This window comes from Streptomyces sp. NPDC005728, from assembly GCF_040630895.1.
Taxonomy (GTDB): Bacteria; Actinomycetota; Actinomycetes; order Streptomycetales; family Streptomycetaceae; genus Streptomyces.
The window spans coordinates 22,613-35,009 of the sequence record NZ_JBEXYL010000084.1 but is presented as its reverse complement, the minus strand read 5'-3'; the positions used below and the strand labels follow the sequence as shown (position 1 = coordinate 35,009).

11 protein-coding genes and 1 pseudogene are annotated in these 12,397 nt (G+C 67.7%); 5 read left to right on the top strand and 7 right to left on the bottom strand.

Annotated elements, in window-relative coordinates:
- Positions 1-310, bottom strand: a pseudogene (locus ABZ471_RS37140) (hypothetical protein); the annotation flags it as partial.
- Between the two features lie 101 nt (positions 311-411).
- Entirely contained in the window at positions 412-789 is a 378-nt protein-coding gene (locus tag ABZ471_RS37135; RefSeq protein ID WP_359072859.1) for a DUF6415 family natural product biosynthesis protein, read from the bottom strand.
- Between the two features lie 227 nt (positions 790-1,016).
- Between ABZ471_RS37135 and ABZ471_RS37130 the strand changes: the two genes are divergently transcribed.
- From ABZ471_RS37130 to gdhA, 4 genes are all read left to right on the top strand, one after another.
- Positions 1,017-1,277 (top strand): hypothetical protein, encoded by a 261-nt coding sequence (locus tag ABZ471_RS37130; protein WP_359072857.1) that lies wholly within the window; start codon positions 1,017-1,019, stop codon positions 1,275-1,277.
- Positions 1,249-1,776, top strand: a complete 528-nt coding sequence (locus ABZ471_RS37125) for a DUF6879 family protein (RefSeq protein WP_359072855.1) — start codon at positions 1,249-1,251, stop codon at positions 1,774-1,776. Before ABZ471_RS37130 ends, ABZ471_RS37125 begins: the two co-directional genes overlap by 29 nt.
- Positions 1,777-1,800: 24 nt before the next feature.
- Positions 1,801-2,652 (top strand): helix-turn-helix transcriptional regulator, encoded by an 852-nt coding sequence (locus ABZ471_RS37120; RefSeq protein ID WP_359072854.1) that lies wholly within the window; start codon positions 1,801-1,803, stop codon positions 2,650-2,652.
- Between the two features lie 704 nt (positions 2,653-3,356).
- A complete protein-coding gene (gene gdhA / locus ABZ471_RS37115; RefSeq protein ID WP_359072852.1) occupies positions 3,357-4,703 on the top strand; it encodes an NADP-specific glutamate dehydrogenase in 1,347 nt (448 codons plus the stop codon).
- Here gdhA and ABZ471_RS37110 read toward each other — a convergent pair.
- Both ABZ471_RS37110 and ABZ471_RS37105 read right to left on the bottom strand, forming a co-directional pair.
- On the bottom strand, positions 4,696-5,169 hold the full coding sequence (locus ABZ471_RS37110; RefSeq protein ID WP_359072850.1) for a hypothetical protein: 474 nt from the start codon (positions 5,167-5,169) through the stop codon (positions 4,696-4,698). The two genes, gdhA and ABZ471_RS37110, sit on opposite strands and share 8 nt — an antisense overlap.
- 22 nt (positions 5,170-5,191) lie before the next feature.
- Positions 5,192-6,118, bottom strand: a complete 927-nt coding sequence (locus ABZ471_RS37105; protein ID WP_359072849.1) for an alpha/beta hydrolase — start codon at positions 6,116-6,118, stop codon at positions 5,192-5,194.
- Between the two features lie 127 nt (positions 6,119-6,245).
- On the opposite strand from ABZ471_RS37105, the gene ABZ471_RS37100 reads away from it, so the two are divergent.
- The gene (locus tag ABZ471_RS37100) at positions 6,246-9,680 is read left to right on the top strand and encodes a tetratricopeptide repeat protein (protein ID WP_359072847.1); all 3,435 of its coding nucleotides are present in this window, start codon (positions 6,246-6,248) and stop codon (positions 9,678-9,680) included.
- Between the two features lie 248 nt (positions 9,681-9,928).
- Here ABZ471_RS37100 and ABZ471_RS37095 read toward each other — a convergent pair whose 3' ends face one another.
- The 3 genes from ABZ471_RS37095 to ABZ471_RS37085 all read right to left on the bottom strand — a co-directional run bounded on the left by ABZ471_RS37095 (position 9,929) and on the right by ABZ471_RS37085 (position 12,165).
- Positions 9,929-10,783, bottom strand: a complete 855-nt coding sequence (locus ABZ471_RS37095; protein ID WP_359072845.1) for an IS5 family transposase — start codon at positions 10,781-10,783, stop codon at positions 9,929-9,931.
- 75 nt (positions 10,784-10,858) lie between these two features.
- Positions 10,859-11,176, bottom strand: coding sequence for a hypothetical protein (locus ABZ471_RS37090; RefSeq protein WP_359072844.1), 318 nt, complete (start codon positions 11,174-11,176; stop codon positions 10,859-10,861).
- 95 nt (positions 11,177-11,271) lie between these two features.
- On the bottom strand, positions 11,272-12,165 hold the full coding sequence (locus ABZ471_RS37085) for a DUF6192 family protein (RefSeq protein ID WP_359072842.1): 894 nt from the start codon (positions 12,163-12,165) through the stop codon (positions 11,272-11,274).
- Positions 12,166-12,397 lie beyond the last annotated feature (232 nt).

Genomic DNA, 12,397 nt, shown 5'->3' with positions numbered 1-12,397 from the left:
CCCACCAGACGGGTGTGTCGAGGATGAGCTGGTGGACGCCGATGTCGACGAGCTTGCCGACGCCGAGGTGCACGTCGGGGTTCTCGATGGAGCCCATGACGTACATGACGGCGTTGCCGAGGACTCGTTCGGCCATGTCACGGACCATCGTGTGGTCGCGCAGGAGCAGCGCGATCTCGCGGTCCCACAGGCTCATGCCGGAGTCGAAGACGTTGACGGTCAGCTCGGTGATGTGAGGTGCGACCGCGTTGAGCAGTTCCTGTGGATCGCGGGTGCGACTTGCGGTGGGACGTTCTAACGCGACGGTCACGCTGTCCTCCTGGTATGGACGGTTGCCCTCGGGGGTTGAGGGTCTGTCTCCGCGCGTCTCCTTGGAGCTGTGCTGGTAGATGCGCGGACGTCTGGGGACCTTCAGTCCTTGGTGAGGTTCTCGTAGTGGTCGCACAGGGCGTTGACCGAGCGGGCCAGCTTCATGGCGACGGACATGCGCACAGGGGGGTAGCCGCCCACGCCCAGGCGCAGCCGCATCTTGGCCTCGCGTGTGCAGGCCAGCGCGCACGCCTTGGGGACGTCGTCATTCGGCAGGCCGAGGGTCAACGCCTCGATGACGGGGACGAGCAGCTGGATATGCCCGCGTAGCGCGAGCCGGAGCGTCTCCAGCTCTTCGGGGCAGACGGGCTTGGCGTCTTCGGCGAGGAGCTGGCGCGCGGTGGTACGCATCGTGGCGATGCAGGGCGGCATGTGGTCCAGGTCTGTGGCTGGGGCGGGCGGGGCGGTACGGTGCGTCACGTCGACTCCTTGCAGTCGGCCACGCCCCGGGAGGCTGCACCGCCCCGCCGGGGTTTCGTTGTATCTGCCGAAGCTAGGAGCGTGATGTGCAGCAGGACTAGCGATGTGCAGATCTTTGCAGGCACCGTGAAGCAGCCGCACAGCTGTCGCAATCGCGCCCTTGACCGGCTGTCCCGACCGAGCGACGGTGGCGCAAAGAACTGCACATCGCGTGGACGGAGCAGAGGGTGACACTACGGTTCATCGGGATCGACCCCGACACGAAGACGGCAGACTCGCCCACCGTGTGGGTCGACGAGGAGAAGCAGGAGTTCGTCTTCCAGGGCTGGAAGCCGAACCCCCAACTGGAAGCAGAGTGCGCAGCGTTCGAGGTTCCGGGGCACGCGGTGGGTATCCCGGCCGATGAGGCAGTGATCCGGATCCCGGCGCGGATGGTGCAGATGATCAGGGAGGCGTGCGATGTCGTCGAGCGAACCGACGATCGCTGAGCTCATGGGCCAGTGCACGCGCTCGGCCGTGCACCTTGAGATGCGGGACCACTACGGCGTCGCCCAGGAGGCCGATGACTTCAGGGTGTGGTTGGAGACCGGCCAGCTCGACACCGACCCGGCGTCGCCGGACTGGGCTCCCTGGGTCGACCTCGTCTCCCAGGCCACCGCACGCGGCGTCGCCGTGCGCCGGGCCCGCATCGTGTCCGAACCCGTCTCCGACTACATCCGCTACGAGCACGCCTCCACCGTCGTCAACGTGCAGGCGGGCGAGGACGTGCGGTGGCTACCCCGCCACCGAGCATCCGATATCGCCCTGCCCAGCAATGACTTCTGGCTATTCGACGACCGCGTCATCCGCTGGGGCTACTTCTCCAGCAACGGCGCCATGGTCGGGCACGAGATCTCCGACGAGCCCGCCGCCGTCAAGCTGTGCTCGGAAGCCTTCGACGCTGTCTGGTCCCGAGCCATTCCCCACGCCCAGTACGAGATCCACTGACCAGAAAGCACCAGCAGCCAGCCCATGCCCGCCTCGCCGTCCTCCTCAGCCCAGGCCGCCCGTGAAGCCGTGGCCCACCGGCTGCGCGACCTCCGCAAGGAAGCCGGCCTGACGGTCGTGCAGCTGGCTGCTGCGTGCGGCTGGCACTACTCCAAGACCTCCCGTATCGAGAATGCCCTCACCGGACCGTCGGCCAACGACATCCGCAGCTGGTGTGCTGCCACCCGCGCCGACGACCAGGCGCAGGACCTCGTCGTCCAGTCCCTCAACGCCGAGTCGATGTACCGGCAGTGGCGCGACCAGGTCCGCGCCGGGCTCCGCCACATTCAGGAAAGCCGTGTGAAGGCGTTCCGGGAGACCGAGTGCCACCGCCTGTACTCCGCCGGCCTAGTGCCCGGCCTGCTCCAGACAGAGGGCTACGCGCTCGCCGTCCTCGGGATCGCCGCCGATGTCCACGGCCTCCCGGTCGACGACAGTGCCGCGGCCGCCCGCGCCCGCATCGAGCGCTCGCGCATCGTCCACGAGCAGGGTCACCGGTTCGTCGTGGTCATCGAGGAGCCAGTGCTGCACTACCGGATCGCGGACCCGGACGCGATGGCCGCCCAGCTCGGCTACCTCCTGACCGCCGGAGCGCTGCCTGCGGTGTCCCTCGGCATCGTCCCGATGGCGGTCCGGCGCACGCACTGGCCTGAGGAGACCTTCCATGTCTACGACGACCGTCTCGTGTCGGTGGAGTTGGTGTCGGCCGAGGTGAGCGTGACACAGCCCGGCGAGGTCGCCCAGTACCTGGAGACGTTCGAGCGGTTGCGTTCCATGGCCGTGTACGGGGCCGAGGCCCGCGCCCTGATCGTGCGAGCCATTGACGCGCTGCGTTGATCTCTGGACGCACGAACCGGCGCACCGCCTTTGACCAAGCACGACGACCACTGGGCTGACCACAACGGGTACAGCGCCCTGGCGCCCACAATTCACTGACCCGATCAACATACCGACCGCCCGCGCTCCGCCGCCGCGGCCGAGGTGACGGATCGCCCCGACCCCGCCTGCCTTGCATGGATGGATGCGACCTACGGGCCGGACCCGGCCACGCCCGAGGGGGAGGTGGGGAGCGCCTCGTCCTCATCCAGCGGGGGTGGTGGGACGTGGTCAGCAAGGAAGGGCGCCGCTACGAACTCACCTGCCGGCCGACCCTGACCGGGCCGGTACGGAGCGTGCGTCACCGCAGGGCCGACGGAATCGAAACGGTTGCCACGACCGGCATGGCGCGCACAGTCCTGATCGGCATGCGGCTCCACTCCGCCGAGCGTGACCACCGGCCGGCGGATCGTATGGCGAGAGCGGCCGCGGTTGGGTTTCTCGCCGATCTTCAACGCTCCGTCGCTGACTGCCGTTTGGGCGACCAACCGGCTGGCGGATCGTGCTCAACGGGACATCGCGTTGAGCGGCTGACGCATGCCCTTGCGTATTCCGGAGGGCGGATCCCTTACGCGCCGCAGACCGGGACGGCCGTCTAGCACATGGCTGCCTCGGTCGGGCACGGGCGACAGACCATTCGAGGACATGGAAAGCAGGACACAGCCATGAGCGTCAGCTCGCACATCGAGGCCGTCTACGCGGAGGTCCGCCGGCGCAACCCTGGGGAGGTCGAGTTCCACCAGGCGGCTGCCGAGGTACTGGACTCCCTTGCACCCGCGCTCGACCGGCACCCCGAGTACGCCGAAACCGGGATCCTGGAGAGACTGTGCGAGCCCGAACGGCAGCTGATCTTCCGGGTTCCCTGGGTGGACGACCACGACGCCGTGCGAGTCAACCGAGGCTTCCGGGTGGAGTTCAACAGCGCCCTCGGCCCGTACAAGGGGGGGCTGCGGTTCCACCCGAGCGTCAACCTCGGCATCGTGAAGTTCCTCGGTTTCGAGCAGATCTTCAAGAACGCGCTGACCGGGATGGCGATCGGCGGCGGCAAGGGCGGCGCGGACTTCGACCCCAAGGACCGCTCGGACGGCGAGATCATGCGGTTCTGCCAGTCCTTCATGACCGAACTCCACCGCCACCTGGGCGAGCACACCGACGTACCCGCCGGAGACATCGGCGTGGGTGCACGTGAGATCGGCTACCTCTTCGGGCAGTACAAGCGGATCACCAACCGCTACGAGTCCGGTGTCCTCACCGGCAAGCCGGTGGCCTGGGGCGGCTCTCACGCCCGCACTGAGGCCACGGGCTACGGCGCGGTGTACTTCGCCCAGGAGATGCTCGCCACGCGCGGCAACGGCTTCGACGGGCGCCGAGTGGTGGTCTCGGGATCCGGGAAGGTGGCCCTGTACGCCGTGGAGAAGGTTCATGCCCTGGGCGGGCGCGTGGTGGCCTGCAGCGACTCATCCGGATACCTCGTCGACGAGGACGGCATCGACCTTGAGCTGTTGAAGGACGTCAAGGAGGTGCGCCGTGCCCGCATCTCCACCTATGCGGAGGCGAAGACGACCGCGCGTTTCTCGGCCCGTGGCACGGTGTACGACGTGTCGTGCGACATCGCCCTGCCGTGTGCGACCCAGAACGAGCTACTCCGCGACGGCGCCGTGGCCCTGGTCAAGAACGGGGTCCTCGCCGTCGCCGAGGGCGCGAACATGCCCTGCACACCCGAGGCGGTGGAAGTGTTCCGGGAGGCCGGGATCCTCTTCGGCCCCGGGAAGGCCGCCAACGCGGGCGGCGTGGCCACCTCGGCACTGGAGATGCAGCAGAACGCGGCCCGCGACAGCTGGTCGTTCGAGCAGACCGAGTCCCGGCTCGCCATGGTCATGCGCGGCATTCACACCCACTGCCGTGCCACCGCCGAGGCGTACGGCTCAGACCCGGACGACTACGTGCTCGGCGCCAATGTGGTGGGCTTCCTGCGGGTGGCACAGGCCATGACGGACCAGGGCGTCATCTGAACACGGGACTGCCTGTTCTGGCCAGACGACCTTTCCCTCGCGGGTGTGTGCGCCGCGTACCCCAGCGCTCGGCGAGCTGGGCGACCAGCAGCAGGCCACGGCCGCCCTTGTCGAAGATCAGGCACGGCGCAGATGCGGGGCGGGGCTGCCGGCGTCGAACGTCGTCGAGGTCGTCACAGTAGGCGTTGTGCTCAAGGGCCAGCTCGGCGATCGTGCGGCGGTCTAGAGGACGGCTGGCGAACTGCTTACGCGTCTCTTCGAGAACCACGGGGATCTCCTCGTCCCCGTGCCCGAGCTTGCGGGCCTTGTGCGCGATGTCGGCGCCCACCGCGTACGGGCTGTAGCGAGCCTTGTCGCTCACGGGCATTGCGTCGTCCGGGCGCAGCGTCGCGTCAGCCACCTCGTACTCGATGAGGGCGAGGGACTTGCAGGTGACGAGTACAAATCCTTTTGGTTTCCCGTTCACAGCCGGTGGTCCGTTTCGATGATCAATCTGTCCCGAATTGATTCATGGCCTCGGCGATGGCCTGGCCGGTGGTGGTCTTGGTGAGGTAGAAGCCGGGGCTGTGGGGGCGGGCTCCATTGTCGACGGTGTAGGTGCTGACGAATCGGGCCGTGGGTGGGCGGTTGACATCGAAGACGGCGGCCAGGTGAGGGCGGGCAGCGACGATGTCGTCACGGTCGGCCAGGTTGACCCAGCGGGCTAGGCGCGGGGGGAAGGCCGGGGGGTGCTGGAGCCGGCGATTAATGGTGCTCAGCCCCAGGGGACTGCCGAGGGTGATCAGCAGGGGCAGCGGATGTTGGTGGGCGCGGATGGCTTCGTAGGCGACCACCGAGCCGAGACTGTGGCCGATGACGACCCGGGTGTTGATGTCGAGGTGCCGGTGGACCTCGCCGATAGCGCGGGCGCGAATGTCGGGTTCGGTGAGGTACCGAACGATTTGGGCCAGGGTCTTGTTGATGCGGGCGAGGCCGGCCAGTCCGGCTTGGCTGAGCCACGGGATGTGGTCGAGCGCGTCAACAATGCGGCCGCCGGCGGCGCCGAGTCCTTGAGCGTCTGCGCGGTCGCGTTGCAGTGCTTGCAGCTCCCACCGGGCGCTGCCAGCGTCTTTTGGGCGGGTGGAGTCCAGGGCGTTGGTGAGCCATTGGAAGGCGATCTCGTCGGCTGTGTCCAGTTGCTCGCTGTCGAGCTCGGTATCGGCCCCTTGCTGATCTGGGGATAGGAAGAGGTTGCCGTAGAAAGCCATGCGGGCAGGCCGGGGGACATCGGGGCGCAGGGGCCACAATTGGTCGGCCAGCCCTGGGTGGCCGGCGTTTCGGACGCCTCCGGCGAGGGAAGGCAGCCAGTCGCTCTCCAGATCGTCGGCTGAAAGCTGTTCCTGGGCGATGCCGTGAACTAGCACGATCGAGGCCATGGCCGGCTCCTTCCGTTACCGAAGATGTGCACCATCGCCCATTTAGCGCCATTCTGGTGATATGTCCAGTAAGCGGGCATACCGGCGCGCCCTGGTCATTGGGTCTCAGAGTGCAGCCCAAGCACCATTGAGCTTTCTGCCGGGGGTCGCCCAGGATCTGGCCGCACTCCTCATCGACCCGCGGCTGGGCAACTGTGACAGCGCGCTGGAGTCGGGGCCGCTGCTCATGGACCCCTCGCGCACCGAGATGATCGCGGCGATCAAGGAGGCGTTCCGGACTGCCGACGACACTGGATCGACCCTGGTATTGGCCATCATCGGCCACGGGATCGCGATCGATGATGACTTCTACTTCCTTCCGCGCGACGGCGGCGGCCAGGGCGATCCCGACGAGGATGTGCACTTGTCGCACTGGCTCAAGGCCGAACTTAGGAAGGCAGCCAACCTGGACGGGTTGCTGGTGCTGCTCGACACCTGCTATGCCGGGGTGGGCGCGACACAAGCCGCCCAGTGGCGGGAGGTGGGCTTGGGGCGCCATCAGCGCCGCTATGAGTTGTTGACGGCCAGTGCCAACCAGCCAGCCTACGGCGGCAAGGTCACCAAGGCGCTGATCGATGTGCTGCGCCAAGGGATACCGTCGGCTGGCACCACGGTCGACGCCCGTTACTTGCGCGAACCGTTACTCAAGGCAGCAGGGGAACAGCACCCCCAGCGCATCACCCACGACGGCGGCGACTGGGCCCAGTCCGGCGACGGGGGGCTGTGGTGGGCTCACAACGCCGCCTATGACGTAACCTCTGGCGGAGCAGGAGGCCGCGGCGCGGTATGGGACCGCCTCGTCGAGCTGACCAGTCACCTGCAGCCCACCCCGGTGCTTGGCGAACTGGTCGCCGCCACCACTGCCACGCCGCGGGTCGCCTTGGTCGGCCCGCGAGGTAGCGGAAAGTCCACCCTTGCTGCCGCGCTGGCCCACCCGGAGGCTAGCCGGGGACAAGTCCCCAACCAGTTTGTGCAGGCGATCGTGTTTGCTTCACGCACCAGCACCCTCGCCGATCTCGCCCATAGCCTGGCCGCCCAGTTGACCGAGACGGTGCCAGGATTCGCCGATGCCCAGCACCGCTTTCTGCGTCGGCTGACGTCCGAGGAGCGGCAAGGCCTCGACGCCCTGCACGAGAACGTAATCGGTCCGCTGGAGCTGGTCGACCCGCCCCCCGCCGTGCGGCTGGTGATCGATGCACTCGATGAGCTGCCCGCCGTGACCCGCCATAGCACGCTGCACACGCTGGGTGCGGCGCATGACGGGCTGCACTTGGTGGTCACCGCCCGGTCCGGCTTCCCCAGCCCCGCTGGCAGCCATCACGTCAGCACCGAGCGGGCCAGCGACGAGACCATCAGCGCGTACCTGCGTGACCGCGGTGTCTCCCAGGAGCACTTTCCGGCTTTGGTACGTCAGACCGCTGGCAGTTGGCTGCACGCCCACTTGCTCGCCGACCGCGTCCTGCGCCCCGGTTTCGACCCGGCTGTGCTACGCGATGACGTGCGGCTGAGCCTGAGCGCTCTCTACGACGGCGAACTCATCGCCGTCGGTGCCGACGACCCAACCGTCTGGCGGGAGCAACTACGGCCGGTCCTTGGCGTGCTCGCCGTGGCCGGCGCCGGCCCAATCCTGCCGCTGCCCCTACTCGTTGCTGCCAGCCGCCACCTGCACGGCCCCTCTACCACCACCCAGGTGCGCGACGTACTCGTCCGCGTCTCGGGCCTGATCACGCGTACCCAGCCGGGTCAGCCAGACGAACACGTGGGCCTGTTCCACCCCAGCCTTGCCGAGGACTACCTACTGCGCCCCCGTGTCGGTCAATTCGCCATCGAGCCAGCCGAATACCACGCCGCCCTCGCTGGAGCCATCCAAGGCCTCGCTCCCCTCCAGCAACACAACCCGACGGACTCAATACACCGATACGCCATTCGGGCCGAAGCCCATCATCGCTGGTACGCCTCTCACGACAGCACGGCAGTGATTGAGAGTCTCGTCGAACGACTCGCCGGTTCGGCTATGGACGCACGGGAACGGTGGCAGCCTTGGCCCGCCATTTTCTCCGCGGCCCTCGGCCCAGAACATCCCGACACCCTCACCGTCCAGGAAAGCCTGTCATGGTGGATTGGGGAGGCGGGGGGTCCGGCGGCCGCCCGTGACCAGCTCACCGCACTGCTACCGGTCTACGAGAAGGTGTTCGGCCCTGAACACCCTGACACCCTCAACGTTCGGGCTAGTCTGGCTCGGTGGATCGGGGAGGCGGGGGATCCGGTTGCCGCTCGACACTGGTTCGCCACACTGCTTCCAGCCTGCGAGAAGGTGTTCGGCGCCAAACACCCTCACACCCTGACCATTCGGGGCAGTCTCGCTCGCTGGACGGGAGAGGCGGGCGATCCGGCGGCCGCCCGTGACCAGTACGCCACCCTACTGCCGATGCGACAGAAGGTCTCCGGGCCCGAATCCTCCGAGACTCTCGACGTTCGGGCAAATCTGGCTGCATGGATGGGGCAGGCGGGCGATCCGGCGGCTGCCCGTGACCAGTTCACCGCACTGCTACCCGCCTACGAGGAGAAGTTCGGCCCCGACAGCTCCGTCACCCTCACCGCCCGGGCAAGCCTGGCTCGGTGGACTGGGCAGGCGGGCGATCCGGCGGCCGCCCGTGACCAGCTCGCCACACTGCTATCGGCCTACAAGGAGAGGTTCGGTCCCGAACACCCCAACACCCTCGCCGCCCAGGCAGAGTTCACTCGGTGGATCGGGGAGGCGGGCGATCCGGCGGCCGCCCGTGACCAGCTCACCGCACTACTGCAGGTCTACGAGAAGGTGTTCAGCCCGGATCACCTGCACCCGCTCTACCTTCGGCTAAGCCTGGCTCGGTGGACTGGACGGGCGGGCGATCCGGCGGCTGCTCGTGACCAGCTCACCGCACTGCTACTTGCCTACGAGGAGAGGTTCGGCCCCCAGCACCCCAACACCCTCGCCGTCCGGGCAGACCTCGCTCGGTGGATCGGGGAGGCGGGCGATCCGGCGGCCGCCCGTGACGAGCTCGCCGCACTGCTACCGATCTACGAGAAAGTGTGCAGCCCCGAGCACATTTACACTCTCAACGTCCGGGCAGACCTCGCTCGGTGGATCGGCGAGTCTGGCGACCCTGTGACCGCCCGTGACCAGCTCACCGCACTGCTACCGATCTACGAGAAAGTGTTCAGCGCGGAGCACTCCTATACCCTCACTGCGCGGGCAAGCCTGGCTCAGTGGGTTGGGGAGGCCGGGGATCCGGCCGCTGCCCGTGACCAGCTCGCCGCACTGCTGCAGGTACGGGAGAAAGTCTCCGGTCCGCAGCACTCCTATACCCTCACTGCGCGGGCAAGCCTGGCTCAGTGGGTTGGGGAGGCCGGGGATCCGGCCGCTGCCCGTGACCAGCTCGCCGCACTGCTGCAGGTCTACCAGAAGCTGTTCTGCTCTGACCACCCTCACACCGTCACCGCCCGTGCGAGCCTTGCTCGGTGGGCCAAGGCGGCGGAGTAGATCAGTTCTTATCTAAGATCGTGTCCTACATGGCAGTTGGTCGTTGAGCTGGGCATGGGGCGGGGTACGTGGAGTTGGATCGTTCCGGATGGCCTGTGAGAACTCGCCAGGCCATTGCTTCCTGAGAAGCTGTGTCACATCCTCTTTTCGCAGGTCACGGAGGCATGAAGTGCTGTGGTGATCCGGCTTACCGTTCGGTTGGGCGTCGATGGTCGCGGTTCCGAACGGCAGCGGCAGTGTGATGGTCTTCAGGCGGTGGCGAGGGTGGCCAGCAGCGCCTCGGGCTGGCGGCGGGGGCGGGCCAGGCGGCGGGACCCGAGCGTGACGAAGGCCCAATGGATGTGGGCTTCAGCGTGGGACATCAGGCGCTCGTAATCCCTGGCGTTTCGCTGGGCCCGCATCGTCCACGAATTCGACCGTTCCACCACCCACCTCTTCGGCAGCAGAACGAAGCCCTTGGCGTCCTTGGGACGGGGGACGACCTTGATCGTGATGCCTAAACTGTCCTGGGCCCAGGTGCTGAACTCCTCGCCTCCGTAGCCGTTGTCCGCCCAGACCAGGACGATTTCGGGGTGCTCGGCATGAAGGCGGGTTAGCAGGATGCGGGCCGCGTCGCGGTCCTGGACGTCGGCAGGGGTGACGAGCAGGTCGACGAGCAGGCCGTCCTGGTCAACAAGGAGATGTCGCTTCCGCCCATTTATATGCTTGTTCGCGTCGTACCCGCGCGTCGCGTTCGACACAGTCTCCGCACCTTTGACGGACTGGGAGTCCACGATCACCCGGACCGGCCAGGGACAGCGCCGGCGGCGCAACCGCAGCCGTCGGCGGAGCTGGTCGAGGATCCGCTTGAGGACGCCGGCCTTTGCCCAGCGGGCGAAGTACCCGAACACGGTGCGCCACGGGATGCCGAAGTCGGAGGGCAGTGCCCTCCACTTCGCCCCGTTGTCGGTGATGTAGCGGATCGCATCGACCACGCGTCGCCGGGGCCACTTCTCCGGGGCACCCCCCTTGGGGGTCTGACAAGCGGGAGTCGGGAGAAGGGCCTTGAGCAGGCCCCATTCGACGTCGCTGGTGTCGGAGGGGTAGTGGTAGCGGGGCAGCATGACGGTGCCGGGCCGCGACCGGAGAATGGGGCCAACTGCGGGACGGTCGCGGCCCGTTGCCTCTCGTGCTTCGGTTCACTCCAGGTTGGCCAGGAGCTGAAGGGTGGACTCGATCGCACCCATCTGCGCCATGACCGTGCGGTCGTAGGGGTCCTCAGGGGTCTTCTTCTGATACGGAAGGAGGGTCCCGGCGATGAAGTTCTCCACCCGGTGGTGGACGGTCTCGAAGAACGCCCGTTCGTAACCGATCCACACCTCCGGCGCGTTGTCCAGCAGCCGGTATCCCCACTTCCTGTCCCAGGTCACGGGCGGCAGACTCTTCGCCGCCGCGACCTTGCGCAGATGCGTGCGCCCGGTGTGGTCCTGCGCGCGGGTGCGTTCGGTGGCAGACATCAGCTGGCCGATAGTCAGGCCGGCGGGACGGGCTTCCTGCAGGGCGCTGAGGATCGCTTCGGCGTGGACGTGAGCGGGGCCCCCCGCCCCATCGCCTACTCACCCGAACCCTTCAGCAGCTTCTCCAGCTGCTCGTCCAGGTCGACCTCGCCGCGGGTGACGGCGTTCTCGATCCAATCCGCCGCGGCCCGTACCCGCGAAAGTCCCCGCCCGATCGTCTCCCGCTCGCCGTCGTCGTAGTGCTCGCCGCGCAGATTCGGAACGATCCTGCCGGCCGTGGCCACGAACTGCGCGCAGGCCGCGACCAGGTCCATGAACTGCGCGCTGTGCTCCATGCGCTGCAGCTGCGGGGCGGCCTCCTCGTGCACGAACTGGGCCTGCTGGCGGAACCGATCGAACTGGGCCTCGTTCACTGCGTGCCGGGCGGTGTCATCGGCCATGGCCTTCGAGGCAACCGCCGGACGGCGCAGGAAGTCGGTAGTCACCACCGCCGCGACCGCGTCGTCGGCGGCCAGGTCATGGATCGCCTCCACCTTCTCCTGGACGCTCTCCGGAGAGTCGACCTTCCAGCCCACCACCCGCTTCGCGCTGTCGTGCGTCCACCTCGCGGGGCCTCCGCGCGAGCTGGGCGGAGGGTTGTTGACCGCCTCGAAACGTTCCTGCTCATCGAGGATGCTGGCCAGGACCTTGTGGATGGTGTGCGAGACGTCCGCCCGTCGGCGCTCCTTCGGCCAGCGCGAGGACACCCACCGGTAACTGCGGACTGTCGTATAGGCCAGGCCGACGTCTTCGGCGAACATGCGGATGGCCTCGCTGACGGTGAACAGGTCGTCCTTCCCGGACGGGTTCGCACCGCCATACGGGCGCATCGGCTCGATCTCCAGGGCCGCATCCCCGAGGCGCCACTGGGCGCCGCTCATTGTGGCGACCCAGTCCCGGCCCTGCTTGACCAGCTCGTCGTAGCGGTCCCGGGTCACACTGCCGATCATTGCGGGTATCCGGACACCACCCCCACGGGCCCGGGTGCGGCACCCTGTCTATGCCGTCAACTTGCCCTGGAAGCCCGTCACTTCGCACCATCCGGCGGCCCCCGGTCGCCGGAATGGGCGTGCGGCCCGGCACGTGGAGCGGTCCTGTGTTCGCCAGATGCGCGGCCTCACACTCCGCGCTGCTGCGTGCGCCGCCTCTGCCAGGACCGTTTGCGGCAGCCGGGAGAGCAGT